This window comes from Oribacterium parvum ACB1, assembly GCF_000238055.2.
Taxonomy (GTDB): Bacteria; Bacillota; Clostridia; order Lachnospirales; family Lachnospiraceae; genus Oribacterium; species Oribacterium parvum.
In genome coordinates this window covers 2,261,475-2,284,439 of record NZ_KE148312.1, presented here as the reverse complement: position 1 = coordinate 2,284,439, position 22,965 = coordinate 2,261,475, and the positions used below count along the sequence as shown (strand labels likewise).

General features: G+C 41.7%; 19 protein-coding genes and 1 riboswitch. Of the genes, 14 read left to right on the top strand and 5 right to left on the bottom strand.

All coding sequences use genetic code 11. The features are described from left to right. The first annotated feature begins 56 nt into the window (after positions 1 to 56). From gap to HMPREF9625_RS10155, 4 genes are all read left to right on the top strand, one after another. Complete coding sequence (gene gap, locus HMPREF9625_RS10170; RefSeq protein ID WP_009534610.1) at positions 57 to 1,082, top strand: type I glyceraldehyde-3-phosphate dehydrogenase; 1,026 nt, start codon at positions 57 to 59, stop codon at positions 1,080 to 1,082. A gap of 230 nt (positions 1,083 to 1,312) precedes the next feature. After that, positions 1,313 to 2,530 carry a phosphoglycerate kinase gene (locus HMPREF9625_RS10165; RefSeq protein WP_009534609.1) on the top strand — a complete coding sequence of 406 codons (1,218 nt, stop codon included), beginning with the start codon at positions 1,313 to 1,315 and terminating at the stop codon, positions 2,528 to 2,530. A gap of 176 nt (positions 2,531 to 2,706) precedes the next feature. Next, entirely contained in the window at positions 2,707 to 3,456 is a 750-nt protein-coding gene (tpiA, locus tag HMPREF9625_RS10160; RefSeq protein WP_009534608.1) for a triose-phosphate isomerase, read from the top strand. 315 nt (positions 3,457 to 3,771) lie between these two features. Further along, positions 3,772 to 4,980, top strand: a complete 1,209-nt coding sequence (locus HMPREF9625_RS10155) for an NAD(P)-dependent oxidoreductase (protein ID WP_009534607.1) — start codon at positions 3,772 to 3,774, stop codon at positions 4,978 to 4,980. A gap of 147 nt (positions 4,981 to 5,127) precedes the next feature. On the opposite strand, the gene metK is transcribed toward HMPREF9625_RS10155, so the two are convergent. The 3 genes from metK to HMPREF9625_RS10140 form a co-directional block, all read right to left on the bottom strand. Next, complete coding sequence (gene metK / locus HMPREF9625_RS10150; protein WP_009534606.1) at positions 5,128 to 6,186, bottom strand: methionine adenosyltransferase; 1,059 nt, start codon at positions 6,184 to 6,186, stop codon at positions 5,128 to 5,130. Between the two features lie 105 nt (positions 6,187 to 6,291). After that, positions 6,292 to 6,397, bottom strand: a riboswitch (SAM riboswitch). A 91-nt stretch (positions 6,398 to 6,488) separates the two neighbouring features. Next, a complete protein-coding gene (locus HMPREF9625_RS10145) occupies positions 6,489 to 7,142 on the bottom strand; it encodes a potassium channel family protein (RefSeq protein ID WP_009534605.1) in 654 nt (217 codons plus the stop codon). A gap of 72 nt (positions 7,143 to 7,214) precedes the next feature. Beyond that, the gene (locus tag HMPREF9625_RS10140) at positions 7,215 to 8,537 is read right to left on the bottom strand and encodes a TrkH family potassium uptake protein (RefSeq protein ID WP_009534604.1); all 1,323 of its coding nucleotides are present in this window, start codon (positions 8,535 to 8,537) and stop codon (positions 7,215 to 7,217) included. Between the two features lie 283 nt (positions 8,538 to 8,820). On the opposite strand from HMPREF9625_RS10140, the gene HMPREF9625_RS10135 reads away from it, so the two are divergent. The 3 genes from HMPREF9625_RS10135 (at position 8,821) to asnA (ending at position 11,758) form a co-directional block, all read left to right on the top strand. Next, the gene (locus tag HMPREF9625_RS10135) at positions 8,821 to 10,080 is read left to right on the top strand and encodes an SPFH domain-containing protein (RefSeq protein ID WP_009534603.1); all 1,260 of its coding nucleotides are present in this window, start codon (positions 8,821 to 8,823) and stop codon (positions 10,078 to 10,080) included. Between the two features lie 126 nt (positions 10,081 to 10,206). Continuing rightward, positions 10,207 to 10,512 (top strand): hypothetical protein, encoded by a 306-nt coding sequence (locus HMPREF9625_RS10130; protein ID WP_009534602.1) that lies wholly within the window; start codon positions 10,207 to 10,209, stop codon positions 10,510 to 10,512. A gap of 238 nt (positions 10,513 to 10,750) precedes the next feature. Continuing rightward, a complete protein-coding gene (gene asnA / locus HMPREF9625_RS10125) occupies positions 10,751 to 11,758 on the top strand; it encodes an aspartate--ammonia ligase (RefSeq protein ID WP_009534601.1) in 1,008 nt (335 codons plus the stop codon). On the opposite strand, the gene HMPREF9625_RS10120 is transcribed toward asnA, so the two are convergent. Continuing rightward, entirely contained in the window at positions 11,745 to 12,452 is a 708-nt protein-coding gene (locus HMPREF9625_RS10120; protein WP_009534600.1) for a ribonuclease H1 domain-containing protein, read from the bottom strand. The two genes, asnA and HMPREF9625_RS10120, sit on opposite strands and share 14 nt — an antisense overlap. 255 nt (positions 12,453 to 12,707) lie before the next feature. Between HMPREF9625_RS10120 and HMPREF9625_RS10115 the strand changes: the two genes are divergently transcribed. The 7 genes from HMPREF9625_RS10115 (at position 12,708) to HMPREF9625_RS10085 (ending at position 21,959) form a co-directional block, all read left to right on the top strand. Further along, complete coding sequence (locus HMPREF9625_RS10115) at positions 12,708 to 13,463, top strand: HAD family hydrolase (protein ID WP_009534599.1); 756 nt, start codon at positions 12,708 to 12,710, stop codon at positions 13,461 to 13,463. A gap of 153 nt (positions 13,464 to 13,616) precedes the next feature. Further along, positions 13,617 to 14,867, top strand: a complete 1,251-nt coding sequence (locus tag HMPREF9625_RS10110) for a CobW family GTP-binding protein (RefSeq protein ID WP_009534598.1) — start codon at positions 13,617 to 13,619, stop codon at positions 14,865 to 14,867. Positions 14,868 to 14,878: 11 nt separating this feature from the next. Next, positions 14,879 to 15,907, top strand: a complete 1,029-nt coding sequence (locus tag HMPREF9625_RS10105) for a TIGR03943 family putative permease subunit (RefSeq protein ID WP_009534597.1) — start codon at positions 14,879 to 14,881, stop codon at positions 15,905 to 15,907. Positions 15,908 to 16,112: 205 nt separating this feature from the next. Then, on the top strand, positions 16,113 to 16,595 hold the full coding sequence (locus HMPREF9625_RS10100; RefSeq protein ID WP_009534596.1) for a hypothetical protein: 483 nt from the start codon (positions 16,113 to 16,115) through the stop codon (positions 16,593 to 16,595). Between the two features lie 244 nt (positions 16,596 to 16,839). Then, positions 16,840 to 17,745, top strand: a complete 906-nt coding sequence (locus HMPREF9625_RS10095) for a mechanosensitive ion channel family protein (protein ID WP_009534595.1) — start codon at positions 16,840 to 16,842, stop codon at positions 17,743 to 17,745. A 199-nt stretch (positions 17,746 to 17,944) separates the two neighbouring features. Next, positions 17,945 to 19,891, top strand: coding sequence for an ADP-ribosylglycohydrolase family protein (locus HMPREF9625_RS10090; protein ID WP_009534594.1), 1,947 nt, complete (start codon positions 17,945 to 17,947; stop codon positions 19,889 to 19,891). Between the two features lie 271 nt (positions 19,892 to 20,162). Then, positions 20,163 to 21,959: an N-acetylmuramoyl-L-alanine amidase family protein gene (locus HMPREF9625_RS10085; protein WP_009534593.1), complete on the top strand. Its 1,797-nt coding sequence runs from the start codon at positions 20,163 to 20,165 to the stop codon at positions 21,957 to 21,959. Positions 21,960 to 22,155: 196 nt separating this feature from the next. Here the strand turns inward: HMPREF9625_RS10085 and HMPREF9625_RS10080 are convergent, their stop codons facing one another. Next, complete coding sequence (locus HMPREF9625_RS10080) at positions 22,156 to 22,938, bottom strand: hypothetical protein (RefSeq protein WP_009534592.1); 783 nt, start codon at positions 22,936 to 22,938, stop codon at positions 22,156 to 22,158. Positions 22,939 to 22,965 lie beyond the last annotated feature (27 nt).

Genomic DNA, 22,965 nt, shown 5'->3' with positions numbered 1-22,965 from the left:
TTAGGCTTTCCGGAAACTATATAATATTAAATGATTTATTTAGGAGGATAAGGACTATGGCAGTTAAAGTAGCGATTAATGGATTTGGCCGTATCGGACGTTTGGCTTTCCGTCAGATGTTTGACCATGAGGGAACAGAGATTGTTGCCATCAACGATTTAACCGATCCTAAGATGCTTGCTCACCTTTTGAAATATGATTCTTCTCAGGGAAGATATAAGTATTGTGACAGCGTTGTAGCCGGCGAGGACTACATCGAGGTGAAGGGAAAGAAGATTAAGATTTACAAGGAAGCAGATGCTTCCAAGTTACCTTGGGGAGAGCTTAAGGTTGACGTAGTATTAGAGTGTACCGGTTTCTATACTTCCAAGGAGAAGTCCGAGGCACATATCAAGGCAGGTGCTAAGAAGGTTGTTATCTCCGCTCCGGCAGGAAATGATCTTCCAACCATCGTTTACAATGTTAACCACGAGATTTTAAAGGCTGAGGATAACATCATCTCCGCTGCATCCTGCACAACCAACTGCTTGGCTCCTATGGCTAAGGCATTAAATGATTTCGCTCCGATTCAGTCCGGTATCATGGCAACCATTCATGCTTACACAGGGGACCAGATGCTTCTTGACGGCCCGCATAGAAAGGGTGATTTAAGAAGAGCAAGAGCCGGCGCTGTAAACATCGTTCCGAACTCCACCGGTGCTGCAAAGGCTATCGGGCTTGTTATTCCGGAGTTAAACGGAAAGCTTATCGGATCCGCACAAAGAGTTCCTGTTCCAACAGGTTCCACAACTCTGCTTTTTGCAGTTGTGAAGTCTTCCAAGGAAGTAACCAAGGAGAGCATTAACGCTGCTATGAAGGCTGCTTCCGATCCTGAGACTTACGGATATACAGAGGATGAAGTAGTTTCCAGCGATATCGTTGGCATGACCTACGGTTCTCTTTTTGATGCTACCCAGACCATGGTTTCCAAGGTTGCTGATGACCTCTATGAGGTGCAGGTAGTTGCATGGTATGACAATGAGAACTCCTATACTTCTCAGATGGTTCGTACCATTAAGTACTTCGAGAAGTTTGTAAAGTAATTGCTTTTTAAATTGAAATTTATATTGTAAAGCTATGCGGGGAAGCCGCCGGGGTGTGTGCTCCGGCGGTTTTCCCTTATAAAGTCTATTGTGAAAATAATTGCACGCGTTTTTGTACATCAAGATATCTTGTAAAGTGTGAAGCAGTTCAAAAAAAGATAGGCTATCTTGTTGAGTAAAATCCGTGCATAAAGTGTAGAATATTTTGTTTCCGGTGAAAGGGGAATGATATGGCAGAATTAAATAAAAAATCGGTAGATGACATTTCCGTAAAAGGAAAAAGAGTGCTTTGTCGTTGTGACTTCAATGTTCCTTTAAAAGAGGGAAAGATTACTGATGAAAACAGACTTGTGGCTGCGCTTCCCACGATTAAGAAGCTTATTTCCGATGGAGGAAAGGTGATTCTTTGCTCTCACCTCGGGAAGCCGAAGGGAGAGCCAAAGCCGGAATTATCCCTGGCTCCTGTAGCAAAGCGTCTTTCCGAGCTTTTAGGACAGCCCGTTCTTTTTGCAAAGGATGACAATGTAGTAGGAGAAAATGCGAAGAAAGCCGTTTCCGAGATGAAAGACGGGGATGTTGTTCTTTTAGAGAATACCCGTTACAGAGCGGAAGAGACCAAGAACGGAGAAGCCTTCTCCAAGGATCTGGCTTCTCTTGCAGATGTATTTGTGGATGACGCTTTCGGTACTGCACACAGAGCACACTGCTCCAATGTGGGTGTAACCGAGTTTATTAATGGGCCTGCTGTGGTTGGCTACCTTATGGAGAAGGAAATTCGTTTCCTCGGCCAGGCGGTAGAGAATCCGGTTCGCCCCTTCGTAGCGATTCTTGGCGGTGCAAAGGTTTCTGACAAGCTTGCGGTAATCGACAATCTTTTAGAGAAGTGCAATACCCTGATTATCGGTGGAGGTATGGCATTTACCTTTGTAAAGGCGCAGGGTTATGAAATAGGAAAGTCTTTAGTTGATGACGAGAAACTTCAGTACTGTAAGGATATGCTTGCAAAGGCAAAGGATAAGGGCTGCGAGATTTTACTTCCTGTAGATGCGGTTTGCGCTTCTTCTTTCCCGGATCCGATTGATGACAAGAACCTTCCGGTTAAGACTGTGGATATCAACGCTATTCCTGCTGATATGCTGGGACTGGATATCGGACCGAAGACACAGGAGCTTTTTGCAAATGCTGTAAAGAATGCAAAAACTGTGGTTTGGAACGGACCAATGGGTGTATTTGAAAACCCTGTTCTTGCACAGGGAACCATTGCGGTAGCAAAAGCCCTTGCAGAGACCGATGCAACAACCATTATCGGTGGCGGAGACAGTGCTGCGGCAGTAAATATCTTGGGATTCGGAGATAAGATGACCCACATTTCCACCGGTGGCGGTGCTTCTCTGGAATTCTTGGAGGGTAAGGAGCTTCCGGGTGTTGCAGCGGCAAACAATAAGTAGGTGTTAGCTGATAAAAGAAAGCTGAATTATTTAACTGTTTTGTCAGAGATTAGATTAATCTGAAAAATTTACTTAGTGCAACTTACTTAGATGGAACAGCCGATGATAGCTTATAGATTATCGTGAGCAGTCAAAAAAATGAGTCTAAGGAATTAAACTATAGTTTGGAGAAAAAGATGAGAAAGAAAATTATTGCCGGAAACTGGAAGATGAATATGACCATCACGGAGGCGAAAGCTCTCTGTGATACCTTGATTCCGATTGCCAATACTAATGAGGTGGATGTAGTATTCTGTGTTCCGTCCATTGATATTTCTACGGTGGTGGAGAAGGTAAAGGGGACATCCATATCCGTTGGCGCGGAAAACCTCTATTTTGAAGATAAAGGTGCATACACCGGAGAGATTTCCGCGGATATGCTGGTAGATGCCGGAGTTAAATATGTTATCATGGGACATTCCGAGAGAAGAGGATATTTCCACGAGACCGATACCGATATCAATAAGAAGGCGAAGAAAGCTCTGGAAAAAGGACTTACTCCGATTATTTGTTGTGGAGAGAGTCTTGAGCAGAGAGAAATGGGAATCTATTTCGAGTGGATTGCGATGCAGATTAAGGCGGCATTCCAAGGGATTTCCGCGGAAGATGCAGCTAAGTGCGTGATTGCCTATGAGCCGATCTGGGCTATCGGAACAGGGAAGACTGCTACCGCGGAGCAGGCGGAAGAGGTTTGCGGCTATATCCGTAAGGTAATGGAAGAGATTTACAACAAGGAAACTGCAGAAAAGATTCGTATTCAGTACGGCGGATCCATGAACAGCGGAAACTGCAAGGAACTTCTTTCCAAGCCGAATATAGACGGCGGTTTAATCGGCGGTGCTTCTTTAAAGGAAGAGTTTGCGAAGATTGTGCACTATAACGCATAAAAGTATGTAATAAGAATAGGGCTTATGTCATTTTACGGCATAAGTCCTTCTTTTTTTTGACGAGTATCGCTCACGTAACATGTGGTATCTCATTTTCGAAAATGATTTCTAGACTGTGCGGTATCACGTTTTCCTGTTATGAATGAAGAAATAAACAACAAAAAATAGGAATATATGTTAATATTACTTTCTAAATAAGTACAAAATACAATATACAATAAATGAAAGGTCTAAGGATAATACAATGACCATAAGACTATCTGATTATGTAAGAAGAAATGAACTTAGAAACAATTCTGTAGTAAGGGAGAAAAGATGAGTCAAAATACTTTTTTACTGGAGGAGGCAAATCGTTGTTTACTCTGCAAAAACCCAAGATGCTCCAAGCATTGTCCTGTAAATACCTCCATTCCGGAGGTCATTGCATTGTATAAGCAGGGAGAATTAAAGAAAGCAGGAGAGATTTTATTTGAAAATAATCCTCTTTCCGCGATCTGTGCCTTAGTTTGCGAACATGAAAAGCAGTGCGAGGGAAACTGTATTCGCGGTATAAAGAGTGTTCCGATTCCTTTTTATAAGATGGAGGAAGAGATTTCTTTAAAATATTTAGAAGAGCTTCAGTTTGAGAAAGGAGCTGAAGATAAAGAGCGTATTGCCGTCATTGGAGGAGGTCCCGCCGGAATGACTATAGCGTTATTGCTCCAAAGAAGGGGATATAAGGTTACTATTTTTGAATCTCGGAATCAAATCGGAGGAGTTTTGCGTTACGGGATTCCGGAATATCGTTTGCCGAAACGTATTATCGATCTTCTGGAAAAACACCTCTTGGATTTAGGGGTGAAAATCCGTCCCAATATTTTAATCGGACCGGTGCTTTCTTTGGACAAGCTCTTTGAAGATGGCTATGCGGCGGCATTTATCGGGACAGGGGTATGGAATCCCAGAACCTTGGGAATCAAAGGAGAAAGCTTTGGAAATGTGCATTTTGCTATAGATTATCTGAAGTCTCCGCAATTTTATTCTTTAGGGGAAAATGTAGCTGTTATCGGTGCGGGAAATGTGGCGATGGATGCGGCGAGAACTGCAAAGCGGAATGGAGCTAAGGTAACGATTATTTACCGTAAGGGTATGGAAAATATGACTGCCAGTAAGAAGGAAATTACAGAGGCAAAGGAAGACGGGGTAGAGTTTTTACTTTACCATGCACCGCTTGAAATTACGGATGACGGTATCCTTTTAAAGCATCAGGAGGAAAAGATTTCAGAAGAGATATTTTTTCCTGCAGACAGCATCATCGTAGCAATCAGCCAGAATCCGAGAGCCAATATTGTGTCCAATACAACGGAACTTAAAACCAATCAAGCCGGCTTACTGCTTACGGATGAAAGGGGAAATACCACAAAGGAAGGAACATTTGCTTCCGGAGACGTGGTAACCGGTGCAAGGACGGTGGTGGAAGCGGTTCACCAGGCTAAAATAGTGGCTGCGGAGATTGAAGAGTATTGTGCGAAAAAAAGACTATAGAAATGCATGAAGTAAAAATTAAGTATAAGAAAATGGGCTGTGGAAAATCAAAACGTCTGCTTTGATTTTCCACAGCCCTTACATATTCTTAAAGAGATATTGTTCGTGGCTTGTGCAGTATTCCGCTTGTTTTATCAGATGAATCTCTTACTTCTCCCAAGGAAGCTCGGATTTTCCGAAATGTCCGTAGGAAGATACAGGGTTATAATCTACGTTTAAAAGATCCAAATATTTGATGATACCCTTCGGCGTTAAATCATAGCTATCCAAAACGGAGCGCCAGATATTTCCTGCCGGTTCTTTTTCCGTGCCGAAGCAGTCCAAGTAAACAGATACCGGATCTGCTACACCGATGGCATAGGCAAGTTGCACCTCGCAACGGTCAGCTCTCCCGGAGGATACGATATCTCTGGCAACCTTTCTTGCCATGTAAGCCGCCGAACGGTCAACCTTGGAGGGGTCCTTTCCGGAGAAAGCTCCACCACCGTGGTGTGCTGCACCGCCGTAGGTATCGGCAATAATTTTTCTTCCGGTTAGGCCGGAATCGGCGAAGGAAGAGCCCAAAACAAAGCGGCCGGTGGGATTAACCAAAACACGGAAATCAGTGTTCAGATTCATTTCTTCCGCTGTTTCTTTCATGATTTTTTCAATGATTGCACGCACTTCCTTTAAGCTGACCGACTCGCTGTGTTGGCTGGAAAGCAGGAAGGTATCAATTTTGTGCTCTTTATAATCAAAGCTTACCTGTGCTTTTGCATCTGGCTTCAAAATAGAAAAATGATTTGCCAGATTAAAGGCGCGGAGTTTCTGTAAGGCTCTTGTGGAAAGTACATAGGGAATCGGAAGCATTTCCGCACTTTCCTTAGTGGCATAACCGAACATCATGCCCTGATCACCGGCTCCATCGTTGTCCACACCCATTGCGATATCGGGAGACTGTGCAGAGATAAGTTCTTGCACCTTGTATTTATCTAAATCCTCCAAGCCGATATTACGAAGAACACCCATGACAAGACTCTGATAATCCGGAATATAAGTGGAAGTAATTTCTCCCAAGATGATGATATCATAGTCCTTGATACATACTTCTGCCGCAATTCTTGCCTTCTTATCATGTGCAAGAATATCGGTTACGATGGCATCGCTGATTTGGTCACAGATTTTGTCCGGGTGTCCATTAGATACCTGTTCTGATGAAAATAACATATAAACTCCTTTCGCTGCCCTAAGGCAATAACATATTGAACGCTTTATGCGTGAGAATTATGACAATTAAAAAAACCATTGGGCGAGGCCAATGGTTCATATCAAATCTTATTGATCGAAACAATTGCTTCGCTCAGGTTAGCACCTTCCTTTACAAGGGGTTGCTGCGGTTTCATAGCTCCTATGTAGCTCCACCGACTCTGAATAAGGTATTTAATTGTGAAAGTATAGTAGCTAAAACAAAGTTTCTTGTCAATAAACTTTCGACATATTTTAGATATATATAAATCATTTTTTCTCTTCTATACCAATATGTGGAAGCACTGTTGAATGTCTTTATCTTTTCCTATAATGAAAAGACTCTCCCCTTCTCGGAAACGATAGTCCGGACCCAGAGTGACATTGACTTCATCATTGCTTTTCACAGCAATGATATTGACTTTGAATTTTTTTCGAACATCAATTTCTCCGATGGACTTTCCCGTCCAATCCTTTGGTAAAGCAATTTCAAAAACGGCAAAGTCTTTGCTGACCTGAATGTAATCCAGGACGTTTTCCGAACTGCATTGAACAGCGGTGAGATTTCCGACGAGCTTTTCCGGATAAACGACGGTATCGGCTCCGTTTCTCAAGAGAAATTTTTCCTGTAAATCTCTGGCGGCACGGGAAACTACTTTGTTTGCACCCAGTTCCTTTAAATGAGAGGTGACTTCCAAAGATGCTAAAAAGTCATTTCCAATCGCTACAATGCAGACATCGAAATTGGAAACACCCAGAGACTTTAAGAATTCCTGGTTACTTGCATCTCCGATTTCCGCATTGGTAACATGGGGGAGGGCGGCTTTTACCCGTTCCTCACTGCTGTCCACTCCGAGAACCTGAATATGCATTTCATTCAACTTTTTTGCCACGTGTAAACCGAAACGCCCTAGGCCGATAATCAAAATTTGTTTCATACTTTCTCCTTTAACGACAATGCTATTTTATTTGATTAATCCGATAATTCCATTTTCTTTAAAAAGACTTTCTTATCCGACAATTACATTTTCTTCTACAAGTCTTCCCTTGTTTGGATTGGCATTGGGGAAGACGGCATAAATCAGGCAGAGTCCGCCGACTCGCCCTATATACATCAAGGAAATGAGCACCACACGGGAAACGGGACTGAGCTTGGGAGTAATTCCCAGAGTGAGTCCAACGGTGGCAATAGCACTGGCGGTTTCAAAGCTGGTGGTGAGCAAAGGCAAGTTTTCATGAAGGCTGATAAACATTCCCGAAAGAACGCATAAACAAATGTACATAAAGGCAATCGTTGTGGCATTTCGGATGACCTCTCCGGGAATAGTCCTTCCAAAGGCTTCTGTGCGGGAATTGTTTCTAAAGATAGCTACCGAAGTTAAAAATAGAACAGTCATTGTGGTAATTTTCATGCCGCCTCCGGTGCTTCCCGGTGCTGCCCCCACAAGCATCAGCAGAGTTTGTAAAAATATACCGCTGTCGGAGAATTTACTGAAGTCCACTGTGTTAAAACCTGCGGTTCTGGGGGTTACGGCAGTAAAGAAAGAGGCGAGGATTCGACTTTCCATGGGCATCTCCCCGAACTCGACAAAGAAGTAGAACAGTGCAGGGAGAAGGACAAGAAAGATTGTAGTAGAAAGTATGATCTTACTTTGCAAGCGATAGCGATGAAGGTTCCCTTTATTTTTGGCAATATCTTGCCAAGTCATAAAGCCTAAGCCTCCGAGGAGAATTAAGGCCATAATGCTGAGGTTCACAATAGGGTTTTCCGCATAGTCGGTGAGGGAGGAATAGGGGGATTTGATGCCCATTAAATCGAAACCCGCATTACAGAAAGCAGATACGGAATGGAAAATACTATACCAAAGACCTCTTCTCCATCCGAATTCGGGAATGAATTGCGTTGCGAGAAGGATAGCGAAGAAGAACTCTATCATTCCGGTCCATTTAAGGAGAAAAATCAACATTTTCATAATTCCGCCCTGGGAATTTATGGAAATGGAATTGGCCAGAGTATTTCTTTGAGAATATCCGATTCTTTTTCCGGATAAAAGGATGACGGAGCTAACAGCTACCGCTACGCCGAGTCCGCCAATTTGAATGAGGATAAGAATAACCACTTGTCCGAAGAAAGACCAGTGCACGGCGGTATCGTATACAATTAAACCGGTGACACAGGAGGCGGAGGTAGAGGTAAAGAGTGCATTTAAAAAAGGGGTATAAACTCTCTCGTTGCTTGAAATCGGCAACATCAATAAGAAAGCGCCGAAGAGAATTAAAGCGGCAAAGCCCAATATAATTTTTTGAAAATAATTCAATCGAAAAAATCTCATCCTTTTATGACTCCGTTCTTTTAACTCATTTCGATTCTTATCCTATTTTTGAAAACATTCCGGTTTATTTTGGAAATGGGATAGAACTGTTTATAGGTATAATATGGAGAATTATAGTCTTTTCTCGGGTAAATAGGAAGTACTGTGCAGTAGAATTAATTTGGTGAAAAATAGGAGAAGAATTATGCGCTATTCTTTTCATTTCGCTGAAAATATGATACTCTAAACCCGTAATCATGCAAGACATGATGCAAAGAGGATGAAACAGTAAAGGAGAGATTCTATGGGATTAGTAAGAGCTACCGGTGCTGCATTAAGTACAATGATGGGCGACCAGTGGAGAGAGTACTTTTATTGTAATGCATTGGATAATGACACCCTGATGTTGAAAGGGGAAAAGAGAATCGGACCGAAGAGTTCCAATACGAAGGGTGCGGATAATATTATTTCCAATGGTGCTCTTATTGCGGTAAATGACGGTCAGTGCATGATTATCGTGGAACAGGGTGCTATTGTGGAGGTTTGTGCGGAACCCGGAGAGTTTGTCTTTGACAGTTCCACAGAGCCCAGTATTTTCTACGGAGATTTGGGTGAGAATCTTGTAAACAGCTTTAAAACCTTTGTAAAGCGTTTTGCATTTGGAGGGGATACGGCAAAGGATCAGAGAATTTATTACTTCAATACGAAGGAAATTATCGGTAATAAATACGGTACCGCTAATCCTGTTCCTTTCCGTGTTCTGGATAAGAATATCGACTTGGATATTGAGATTGCTCTTCGTGCGCATGGAGAGTTTACTTTTCGTCTTATGGATCCCATTCTTTTCTACAAAAACTTGGCAGGAAATGTGGAGAAGGATTATAAGAAGCAAGAGATTGAATCTCAGCTTCGTTCTGAGCTCCTGACCAAATTGCAGCCCGCTTTTGCCCGTATTGCCGAAACCGGTGTACGATATTATCAGATTACCGCGCATACGGATGAGCTGGGACAGATTTTGAATGAACTTCTGTCTAAGAGCTGGGGTGAACATTACGGTATAGAAATGACTGCTTTCGGTATAAGCTCCGTTACTGCGCCGGAAGAAGATATAGAGATGATTAAGCAATTACAAAAGAATGCCGTATACCGTAATGCGACCATGGCGGCTGCAAATCTTACTGCTGCGCAGGCGGACGCTATGCGTGCAGCGGCAAGCAATGAAAGTACCGGTCCGATGATGGCTTTTGCTGGAATGAACATGGCGAATCAGGTAGGAGGCTTCAACGCCGGAAACCTCTATGCGATGGGAGCAGAGCAGCAAAATGCGGCAGCGGCAAATGCAAATACATCGGCAGGAAATGCTGAATCTCCTGCACCTACGGCAGCAGGTGTGACAGCAGCGGCAAATGATTGGACCTGTCCGAAATGCGGCCATGAGCACAACAATGGAAAGTTCTGTTCCGAGTGCGGAACAGCGAAGACGGAGGATTGGACCTGCCCAGAATGCGGACATACAGGAAATAAGGGAAAGTTCTGCTCAGAATGCGGTCATAAAAAAGACTAGAAATTGAAAAGCCCGACAGTATATCTTGTCGGGCTTTTTCATAAGATAATATAAGGGAAGTCTGCTCAATATAAGACAAAATAAGCTATAGAAAAAGTTACCTTGTATGTGCTTAGGAGGTCGGATATGGAAGAACGTTTGGGATGGCTTTCTCCCCTTGGGGATTTTTATGAAACGGACTGGGGAAAGCACGGAGAAGAGGCTGAAAGCATTTTGCAGGAAATCGGTCTGTATAGTTCTTTTTCGGGACAGACTGTTTTGGGAGCAGGAGATTATTTAAGCGGAAGAGGGTATCTTCTTTTGCACAATCCCAGTAAAAAACAACTTATGGTAACGCATCTTTGTCCGCTTAGCCAAAAGCAAAAGGAGTTTCTATATGGCTATTTCTATGACCTTGGAAGAAAGACGGAAGCGGAAAAATACTTAAACTGATAAAGATAGAGCTGCTGTATTCGCGGGAAGCCGAGCAGAGCATGCATCTATTTGAAAAAATAATTCTTGTAGAAACTTAAAGAAATAATTCTTCGCTTTACGGCAGTATAAAAAGAGAGTAGAATTGGTGCTTATTGATATCTTTATGAGAGCCGCTATAGATACTGCTTGTTGATTTGTTTTTTACTATAGAACTTAGCTTAAGTGATAAGGGCTTTCTGAATCGGAGGAGGAGACAATGGCACTGATTATTCCGAAACATTACAATCCTCGTCTTTCTGTTAGAGAGACGCAGGATGCGATTAAGTATATTCGAGATACTTTCCAGAAGGAATTTGGAAAGGAAATGAATTTATCTCGTATTTCGGCACCGTTATTTGTAGAGAAAAGCTCCGGCTTAAATGATAACTTGAACGGTGTGGAAAGACCGGTTTCTTTTGATGTGGCGTGGAAGCCGGGAGAGACGGTTGAAGTAGTGCAGTCTCTTGCGAAGTGGAAGAGACTTGCTCTAAAGCGTTATAAGTTTGAAGTAGGAGAAGGTCTCTATACGAATATGAATGCAATTCGAAGAGATGAAGAACTTGATAATCTCCATAGTGTTTATGTGGACCAGTGGGACTGGGAGAGAGTGATTTCCGAAGAAGAGCGGAATGAAAAGACACTTAGGGAAACCGTGCAGAACATTTTCCGTATCATAAAGCACATGGAGCATGAGGTATGGTATAAGTATCCGCAGGCTGTAAAGAAGCTTCCGGAAGATATATTCTTTATTGATTCCGAAGAGCTTTTACAGAAATATCCGAATTTAAGCTCCAAGGAGAGGGAGAATGCCATCTGTAAGGAGCATGGCTGTGTTTTCATTCAAAGAATAGGAGACAAGTTAAGTAACGGCGAACCGCATGACGGAAGAGCCCCGGACTATGATGACTGGGATCTGAACGGCGATATTTTGTTCTGGTTTGAACCTCTGAATTGCGCCTTAGAGATTTCCTCCATGGGAATCCGTGTAAATGAAGAGTCCTTAGGGAGACAGCTTGCGCTTTCTCATAAGGAAGAAAGAGCAACTCTCCCCTATCATAAGATGCTTTTGGAAGGAAAGCTTCCGCTCACGATTGGCGGCGGAATCGGACAAAGTAGACTCTGTATGTTGCTTCTGGACCGTGTGCATATCGGGGAAGTGCAGGCTTCTATCTGGCCGGAAGAGATGCGGGAAGAGTGCGAAAAGCACAATATTATCTTGCTGTAACAGCTTCCTTTGCCAGAGCATCTGCTATTTCATTAAAATAAATACCTCTATGGGCTGGAACCTTGAAGAATTCCAGCCTTATTTTTTTCTCTGCATTCTGCATAAAGTCGTGGTATTCTTTGGTCTTTTCTTTGTTGCACTTCCATTCTCCCTTTGCCCAGGAAGAAATCCCCTGATAGTCATGGAAAATGGTAAGAGAAGATAAGTTCTTTTCTATTGCAAGCTCTACTGCACGTCTGGCTCCGAGGATTTCCCCGGAGACATTCCGCATCTCTGCATAGGTTTTATCAGCACCAAAGTCTTTATGCTTAGAAAGTTTTCCCTCTCTTTCCATAAAAACCACGCCATAGCCGTAGACCTTCGTATCCTTTTGGAAGCTGCCGTCTACAAAGGCAAGGGCGTCTGTATTAAACTTCCGAAATAACTGCTCTGCCTGTTCCTCTTCGGAACTTTCCCTTTCACACTTTAAGAGGGAGCTTTTCTGCATTTCTTTATTTAAGACAGGAATGTCCGCTTCTATTTCTTTTTCTATAGGAAAAGAACTTCCTGTAAGAAGATATTTTTCAGCCTCTTCCCGCGTTTTCCATTTTTTATAAATCGCACCGGAGAAGCCATGAACCTGCTTTTTGCAATCGTCCCAATTTAAATAGATTCCGGGCTTTCTTCCTACCTTTACGGCATAATAGTTTTCCACGATACCCTCCTATATTTTATCCTTGACAAGAGCAGCCGGTAAAGCTTGAGACATCTTGTTATGATTATGATTCCCATTTGTTCTTCTTGATCTGCAATGCAGTTTTCTTTGTGTTTTCACTATAATGCAAAGCACAATTGAAATTTGGATTATAACTTTAGAATTCCACAATAGCTTTCAGCTTCGGATTGTAGAAGAAGCTTTACTGCATTATACTATAGGCTGTTGAAATGGGTAAAGAAGCGGAGGCAAGGGATGAAAAAAAAGATAAAAGCAGTTTTTTTTGATCTGGACGGAACACTGGTAAATACTTTAGCCAGCTTAAAGAAAACCATGGATTTAACGATGGAGCATTTTGAATTAGAGGGAGTGAGCCTTGAAGAGACCGGTCTTTTTGTAGGAACAGGTTACAAAAAGTTTGTAGAAAAAGCCTTGGCAAAGAATGCCGATAAAAAATACAGAGAAGCGGAAAAGTGGGAAGAAAGGGATGAAGAAAGAGCTATGGACCTCGACATGGAGGGAGATGAAATCATGGGGCTCTATGATGAGGTCTGCGAATATTATGCTTCCATTTTCCCGAAAAATTCTACCTATCAGGCGGAAGCCTATCCCGGAATAAAGGAATGTATTGCAGCATTAAAAGAAAAGGGAATCGCAGTTGTCTGTATCACGAATAAGTCAAAAGAAGTTGCGGATGGCGTGCTTTCTTCCGTTTTTCCTGCAAATAGCTTTTCCTTTATTATAGGAGACGACGGAGAGATGCCTTTAAAGCCGGATAAGGCACCGCTTTTAAAGGCTTGCAAAGAATTGCATATTGGAGTGGAAGAAGCCGTTATGGTGGGAGATACAAAGACGGATTTGGATGCGGCTAAAAATGCACAAATGAGCAGTATCGGTTGTCTCTACGGTTTCCGTGATAAGAAGGAACTGGTAGAACATGGGGCAGAATATCTTGTTGAGGATGGATTTGCCCTTCTTCGTGTATTAGAGGAAGAATATCAACTCGGATAATTTCAAGTAAATTTGTGAAAGAAGAATGAAGTTTGGAAGATAGGGTTAGCGTATGCTTACTTATCGTGCTATAATACCGATTGTTTGAAAATGATGAAATTATGCTATGGAAAGTGCTTTATGCAGCTTTTAAGCAATATAAGAGGAGGAACTATGACACAGATAGATATTATTTCCGGTTTCTTGGGTGCAGGAAAAACCACATTTATACAGAAACTTTTACAAGAGTCCTTAAAGGGAGAAAATGTTGTTCTGATTGAAAATGAGTTTGGAGAAATCGGCATTGACAGCGGGTTTCTTAAGAATTCTGGAATCGAAATCCGGGAAATGAATCAGGGCTGTATCTGCTGCTCTTTGGTTGGAGATTTTGAGACTTCTTTAAAAGAGGTGATTGAGACTTATAAGCCGGATCGTATCCTCATCGAGCCGTCCGGAGTAGGGAAGCTTTCCGATATCCTTTCTGCCGTAAAGACAGTATCGGCAAATCTTCCGGTGCATCTGGATGGAGCGGTGTGCGTGGTGGATTCCACGAAGGCTAAGCTCTATAACAAGAACTTCGGAGAGTTTTTTGATGATCAGATACGTTATGCGACAAGCATTGTATTGTCCAGAACGGACATTGCAAAAGAAGAAAAGGTAGAGGAGGCCATTCAGATTGTTCGTGCTTTAAATCCGAAAGCCAATCTTATTACTACGGCAATTAAAGAATTGACCGGAGAGAAACTTCTTGACATCATCGGCAGAGAGGAAAATCTGGAAGAAGCACTTCTTCAGGAGGTGAAAGAGAAGGCGCATCATCATGAGCATGAGCATCATCATGAGCATGAGCATCATCACGAGCATGAGCATCATCATGAGCATGAGCATCATCACGAGCATCATTTTGGAAATGAAGAAGAGCAATGCTGCTGTTGTTGTGGCGGAGCTTATGATGATGAGGAAGAATACGAGGAAGAGGAATGCCATTGTCATGAGCATCACCACGAGCATGAGCATCATCATGAGCATCACCACGAACATGAGCATCATCACGACGAACATTGCGGTTGTCATCATAATCATGATGAAGAGGATCATCATCACCATCATCATGGGGATCATTGCAGTTGCGGGCATGACCACGATGCGGATGAGGTTTTTGACAGCATCGGGCTGGAGGTATTTAAGAGAGTATCTCGTGCAAAGTTGGAAGAGATTCTGGAAGAAATGGCCGAAGGCTCAGCTTATGGCGGTATTGTCCGTGCAAAGGGAATGCTGCAGTTGGAAGACGGTAAGTGGGTAAACTTTGATTTGGTGCCGGAGCAGGTGGAAATCCGTGATGGAGATGCGGAAAATATCGGAAAATTTGTAGTTATTGGTACCGAACTGGAAAAAGAGAAGATTAAGGCATTGTTTACAGCATAAAAAGGAGCAATATGGCGGATAATTATCAAGGAGAAGGGATTCCGGTATTTTTGATTAACGGATTCTTGGAGAGCGGAAAAACAAGCTTTATTCAATACACCATGAACCAGGACTATTTTAAGACAGAGGGGAATACGCTCTTATTACTCTGTGAAGAGGGAGAAAAGGAGTATGATCCGATTGAACTCGCAAAGCTGAATACAACGCCCATCTACATGAAAGAAATTACAGATTTTCAAGCTGATAAGTTACAAAAACTAGCCGATCAGTATAAGCCTGAAAGAATTCTAATCGAATGGAATGGGATGTGGAATCAGGATGACCTCTATAATGGTCCGATGAGTGAAGCGGTACTTGCTAAGCAGCAGAATCGAGAGCCCAAGTACAGCGTTTCCATGCCTAAGGATTGGTTTCTTTATCAAGTTATTACCATTGTAGACGGAAGTACCTTGAAAATGTACCTTTCCAATATGCGCTCCTTCCTCGGACAAATGCTTCGTAATGCGGAGCTCTGCATTGTAAATCGTTGTGACAATTTGTCTAACGAAGACATGGTGGACTATAGACGCAAGCTCCGTGCGATGGGACAAAATGCCATGATTATGCTGGAGGATAAAGACGGAGAAATACCGCAGTCCGCTCTTCCGGAAGAGCTTCCCTATGATATTAGTCAGGACAAAATTGCCATTTCCGATAATGATTACGGAACTTGGTTTTTAGACTGCATGGATAATCCGGAGAGATATCTTGGAAAAGAGCTTAGCTTTACAGCAATGGTTTTAAAGAGAAAAAATATGCCGGAGGATGAGTTTATTCCGGGAAGAATGGCTATGACCTGTTGTGCGCAGGATATGAGCTTTTTGGGTTTTATCTGTAAGGGTGATAAGAAGCTTCTTTCCGCTTTTTCTACAAGAGATTGGGTCAAGGTCAAGGTTAAGCTCACTTTAGAAGAAAGAGAAGAGTACCATGGCATCGGACCTGTTTTACAGCTTCTGGATATTGCTAGAACAGGAGAAATATCCGAGCCGGTTAGCTTTTAAGTAAAAATGTAATTATAAAAACTTAGCTTGTATTTTTAAGAAATAATGTAGAAAGTATTGTTAAATTCAGTTGCTTTATGTATAATCTACGGGTGTTGCTGAAATGCAGTGAGTCCTAAAGGGAGATTGCGTTTTATATTGTTTGGATTCTTCTTTAGAGTAAAACGGAAGATTTCCGGCACTTTATCATTTTGGAGGAGTAAAAATGGAAAATTATATCGGAACCTTACTGGCAGTTGGGGGAATATTTCTTTTCTTTGTTTTGGCAATTTTGATTGCTCTTTATGTTATTGAGTCTTTTGCTCTTTACACTCTTGCGAAGAACAACGGGCAGCAGGATAAGGCGATTTTAGCTTGGATTCCTTTTGTGAACCAAGGATTTTACGGTTTCTTAGCCGGCGATCAGAATATATTCGGAACAAATGTGCAGGGAATCATTTTGGGAATTTTGATGATTATCTTCCCGATTGTTACCGCAAGGGTAGGCGGTTTCTTGTTTTATATTGTGGCTATCTGCGGTATCACTGTAGCATATTTCACTTTGAACGGACTTTATAAGAAGATGAACCATTCCGGAGATCCTACTGTTGTAGCAGTGGTTTGTGCCATCATCCCCTTGGTTCGTATCATTTATGTATTTATTCATAGAAATGATATCTTTGAAGAAGAGGCTGTAGTTGTAGAGTAAGTTATATCCTGCAATTTAGCTTAGATTTGTTATTGATCTGCTTAGAAAAATATTTAAAGAGACATTGGGCTATGTTATTCTTATGCTTGAAGAGAATTTACGGGTGTAAGATAGACTTGCCCGATGTTTTTTTCTTTGTGGTTTTTGTTTTCATAAACAATGCGGTCTATGCGGATAATATAGACTGATAAAGAGTTTAATTTGTAAGCTTCATATAAGTTTAATTAGGTTTTTGGGAGGGGAAATGAATACAGGAGCAGTCGATCAAATTGAAAATGAGATTCGTGTCTGGAGTTTTCAGAATTTTGGAAATGGTATTGCTTTAGGCATCAGCCGTTTTATGGGAAAGCTCTTCTTTGCACTTTTGGTTTTCCTTATTGGGAGATATTGTATTCGAAAGCTGATTTCCTTTCTTCCAAAATCCCGTATTTGTGAGAAAATCAATCCGACAGTTCGTCCCTTTGCCATAAAGGCGATACGTTTTGTTCTTTACTTCTTTTTGGGAATGAGCTGCATCAGCATTATGGGGATTCCGATGGCTTCCCTTATCACGGTGCTGGCTTCTGCGGGTGTTGCAGTCGGTCTTGCTATGCAGGGCTCTTTATCGAACCTTGCAGGAGGTATCATGCTTCTTCTTTTTCGTCCATTTCAGGTACATGATTATATCAAAAGCGGAACAGATGAAGGTACGGTGCAAGAGGTGAGTGTCTTTTATACCATTATTCTCTCTCCTGACAATAAAAAGATTTCCATTCCCAATGGAAACCTGATGAACAGCAATATTATTAATTATAGCTCGGAAGCGCTTCGTAGAGTTGACCTGACATTTTCCGTAGCAAGAGAAGAGGATCCGGAGAGGGTGGAAAAGGCATTAAAAGCTGCAGTAGAAGGGGACAATCGAATCCTTCATAAACCGGAGCCCTTTTTTGGGATTTCGGAGGTGAAAAATGATGCCTTAAACTTTGCTATCCGTGTATGGGTGGAGAGTAAAAGATACTGGGATGTTTATAACACCTTAAACAAGAGAGTTATTCTGGAGTTTTATCGCGAAAAAATTACCATTCCGAACACGAAGCTAAAATCATTGGCAAGTTCTACAGAAGAGTCGGAAGCTTTAGAGCAGCCGAAGCGAATTGAACAGTCGAAATAATCTAAACAGACGGAACAAACTGAACAGTCGAAATAAACTAAACAGTCGAAATGATCTAAACGGCTGAAACAAACTAAATGGCCAAAACAAACTATATTCTTGTAGTAGATAAAAGTATTTTCCCTTCTCTCTTTCTCTGTTATACTGTCCTTTATGGAAGAGAATCCGAGAAGGTTTTTCTTGTGATTAGGAGGTAGAAATGGAAGAGAAAGATATAAGGGCCCGATTAAACATGGCGAAGGGGCTTCAAGATAGTGTGTTGGCATTTTCAGACCATAGGGATCAGGAGCATTTAAATCAGGTTTTTGCTGCGATGGAAGAGCTGGTTTCTAAGGCCGGCGGTCTGCTTCTTGCGGCAGATCCTGCCGGGGAAAAGGAGGGACAGCAGCAGATTACACTTAGGTTCTTAAAATCGGAAGACGGAAAGAACTATGCAGCTGTATTTACCGACGAAGAGGAAAAGCGTGGAGACGGAGAAGAGCAAAACGGAAATGCCCTTCTTCTTCCTGCCGGAGAAATTCTGAATATTGTAGCCAATCATCCTACGGCAGACGGGCTGGTTATCAACCCCTTCAGTAACAGCTTCATTATGTTAAAGGAAGTTGTGCAGGCTCTGCAGAATAAGATGCGTACCGCGAATGTCGAAGAAAAGCTGAAGGGAAGTCATGGGATTACACAAGCTATAACACTCTACTATGAAGAGCAGAAAAAGTATGAAGAGAGTGAGATGCCGGAGGAAGAGAGAAGAGCCGGCATTGAAAAGGTACTCCAGGGCTTTCTGCAGGGTATGGAAAGAAATGCGCAGCTTCTTGTCGCGATTGTTCCGCCTGATAAGAAAGAAGGAGAAACCATGGATGGGCAGGTGCTGTTTAATCACTTAAGCACCAGCGACGGAAGAGATGCTATGGCGGTATTTACCTCCGGAGAAGAAGTACGGAAGAATAAAGAAGCTACTGCAGCGATTGCTATGCCGATTCTGGAGGTTTTAAGGGCAGCGGTTCATATTTCCGAGCAGGGAAAACTGGATGGAATGATTATTAATCCCTGGTCCCAGTCTTTCTTCTTGAGTCTTCACTTAATTAAATGGCTTTTGGATGCCGGAGACAGAAGAGACAAGCTTAGTAAGGAAAATGAAGAAAAGAGGAGCTTAACCAAAGAGCTTTCCGAAAATATGATTTATTCTTCCTTAATTGGTGGCAGTCTCGGTTTGGCGAAGGAAAGAGGCCTTATTGAAAAGGCGCCATTTAAGACGGAGGCTTTTTCATTAAGACCGAGCATAAACAGTATTTTACTTTCCGAATTCCACAGTTTAAATACGGAAAAGCGTCTCTCCATGCAGGATATTATGGAAAAGATGTACGACTGGAAGTCCAAAGGGGTTTATCTTTTAGATGGAAAGACGGAGGATAGTGTGGATGCAATTGAAGCGGCAATTATGCGCTATGCTACCGGAAAGAAGCCGGAAGAAATTGGCTCGGATATGTCCGATGACGCCGTGCTTTGTCGTATTTTACCCTTCTCTTTGCTCCTTTGCAGAAGACTGCATCAGTTTAGCGACTTGGACAGGGCAATGTTGCATGACGGAACAAGACTCACACACAATCATCCTGTAGCCCTCCTCATGGCTGAGCTTTATTCCTATATTTTACGCAATCTGGTTCTTCATATTGGTGGAGAAAGCTTGGAAGAGCAGCTTTCCGCTGCGGCATCCTATGTTGGACTGTTCTATGAAGACGAGGAAGCGGAGGATGAGGAAGAGGCAAGAATGAACGAAGAGGCAAAGGCGCAGCACCGTGAGGATGTACGAGACTATGACCGCGTAGCTGCCGAGTATGTCCGTCTTCTTCCTTTTATGAATGTAGAAGAAATGAAGAACAAGAAGGAAAAAGAGCTTGTTTTGGACGGCAGTGCAGAGAAGAGTCTTTATGCTGCGGTTTGGACTTTACTGCATACGACATCCTATCAGGAAGCGGTAGAAAAAGCGGTAGAACTTTCAGGAGGAAAGAACTTGCCGATTTTAGTATCTACTTTAGCTGCGGCACACTATGGCTATGCATCAATTCCGAAGGAATGGAAGGAAAGCCTTGCCGGGAAGGAAGAGGCTTACGAACTTGCCAGAGAGTGGCAGGCAAGGTGGCTGGACTAGTGTAAAAAATATAGGACGCTTTAAAAGCTGAATACAATGAACTTAGGGAGCTGTTTGGAACAGTTCCCTATTTTTTTGGAACAGTTCTCTATTTTTGCCTTTTTCCAAAATTCCATTTCGTGTAAACTTATCTATCTATGTTTTTTCTCCTTATAGAAAAGTTTAATAAATTGCACGACTTATAAAATATATAGTTGTATTGTTGAAAAATTAGTTTTTATTCATTACTATTTCGAGGAGACTAGTGAAAAATAGATAAAGGGGTATGAAAATGAATTTAAAATTTGGAAAACTTATGGGCGAGTTACTCATTTTTTGTGTAGTCTTGCTGTGTTTCTTTGGGAGTGGTACAGCGTATGCGGAAGAGAAGTTGGATGCTGTTTTTTTCTTGAGTGTCGAGAATGATGGTAGGAAGGAACCGCTTTTATCTGATATTAGCTTTATCCTGACGGATGAGGAGGGGAATGAGACAGAGCATAAATCTTCCATGGGAATGTTGAATATAGAACTCATTTATCAAAAAAAATATACTCTTAGCTTGCAAGAAAATCAGGATTACACTATGTCTAAGTTAAAGTTATGGAATAATGGGGAGTATCCTGCCGATTTAGCTACAGATGAGCTGGTAGATACTTTGGTTTTGCAAAAAAAAGATCCGGCAGAAAATATGGGGAAAGATGATGACGTAGCGGAAGAGGAGATGGAGAGACCGGATAGTATAGCTATCTATACTTATAAAGATGGGAAGGCTTTGGCCGGTAGTATCATCAGACTTTCCAAGTTTGAAGGGGATTTTCCTAATATTTTGTATAGAAAACCAACAGATACTGAGGGGAAATATGAGTATTCCCATTTTGATCCGAATTCAAAATATGAAATTCGGGTGGAAAATAGAGGTTTAAAATTTGAAGTGGATCATTATAATTTTGTAACAGATAAGGATGGAAGAGTAGCAACAATTGATGGAAAGCCTGTTAAAGATGAAAAGGATGCAGTAATTGAGTTTAAGGCCTTTGAAAAGAGCTCTGAAGTCTTACCCACGACAGAAGTTTATTTTTTTGTTGTGGATAAAGAGACCTCTGCATTTGTTCCGAATGTAGAATTAACTGCAAATACCATTACTCCTAACTTAAGTTCTTACAAGAATGTAAAATCCGATGCAAAAGGAATGGTTACTTTTAAGCTTGAGGGACAGAATGGAGGAAAGTACTATTCCGTTTGCGTTTCTAAAAATGGACAATTTTTGTGGAAGTTTGAACCGGAGCAAATACTAATTTCTGTAGATGAAGATGGAGAAGTTAAAATAGAAAATGATGTAGATCCGATATTTTATGTTACAAAGGAGGATAGACGTTACTTAAGGGACGATCTTCAAAAAGAAATTAACGTTGCAAGAAAATACTTGGCGGAGAATCATTTTTCCAATGCGGAAGCGCGTATAAAGCTGGAACAGGCTATTCAAGTATCTCAAGAAGAGTTGGATAAGCCGGAAACGACTCCTTTTTATGTAGAGGGATTTATTCAATCTGTGAAAGAAGCGAAAACGAATTTGGAACAATACCTAGTAAAAGAAGAAAAGACGGCGGAGGAAGAAGAGAAGAAAGTAGCTTCTTCCAGGGGACAGGTCTTGGGAGCAGAGCGTGGAAAAACTCCCGGCGAGTGGACAAAGGATGCCAAGGGCTGGTGGTTAAAAAAAGAGGATGGCAGCTATCCGAAAAATGAATGGAGCTATTTGAGTTCCGGAAATCTCACGGGATGGTTCTTCTTTAATGAGGATGGCTATATGAAGACAGGCTGGCACTTTTCTAACGGTAAGTGGTACTTCCTCGGTACTGTATCCGATGGAACACTCGGTGCCATGAAGACAGGTTGGTATTTAGACCCGACAAGTCAGTACTGGTATTATTTAAGTCCGACAGATGGTGCAATGCTTAGTGGCTGGCAGGAGATTAACGGCAAGTGGTATTATTTGAATGAAGACGCTTCTCGCCCTCTTGGCGCAATGTTTCTTAATGAAATGACAGCGGACGGGCATAGAGTGGATGAAAATGGTGCAAGAGTAGGATAAGAGGAACTGCATATTGTGCTCTATACATGGTACTTCTTGAAAATGAGATATCGCACGCTTTGAAAGCGATACTCGTTATGAACAAGATGTCTCAGGATCAGCCTGTGCCACTTGTTGAGAATTAAAAGGCGTGCAAGCTTTGCTAATCCGGCAGGCTCTGCACGCTTTTTTATTCTCGAAAACGGTTACTTATGATTTATGCGATTACTTTCTCACTTACAGTTTTGATTTCGCTTACCTTATTATTTTTTATATCAATATTTAGCTCTATATTATCCTTTTCATATTCAATGGCGTCAATCTGTTTAAAGGATTTTTCCTTTGCCTCCTCAACAAGAGACTTCTTTTTTTTATTTTTTTCTATCCTGGTTTGCAGGGAACGCATTTTGATTGCCAAGGAAAACATTTCAGGATCTTTTTCTCTCAAAAATTTCAAGTCCTTTTCATGCACATCCTTCCCGCTGCCATAGAGTAGGGTAATCTTTAAAATCAGAAATTCTTCATTTTTTTCATTTGCCTGCTTTTGTACTTCGGAAAGATTTTTCAAGCTATCGCAAAATTTGGCCTTCAGTTCGTTGAATTTTGTTATATCGTCAGCAATTGTTTTGAAATTTTTCCTTTCCTTTTCTGTGAGTACAATCTTTCTCCCATTAACTTGAAGATATCCGTCCTCGGCTATACTTCGTAAATCATCGGCATTGTCAAACTGTATTTTCCAGTTTCTTTGCTTATTATCTTCTTTCAGCACGGCGGAAATAGAATGATTTACGAATACGAATTCTCCCTCATTCGTAATCTTTGGCGTTCCTTCTTTCTCTGCAAATCCTTTGTACTCCTCACTTAATATGAAACTATCTTTTTTTTGCAGGATACGAAATTCCGTTGTCTTATACTCTCCATTTAGCTTGTATCCTAAAACTTTCTTGTCGATCTGCTGGTACTGAGTACTCAAACCTCTGTTTATTCCTTGCATTCCCATAGTAATCTCCTTATTTAACAGCTATCT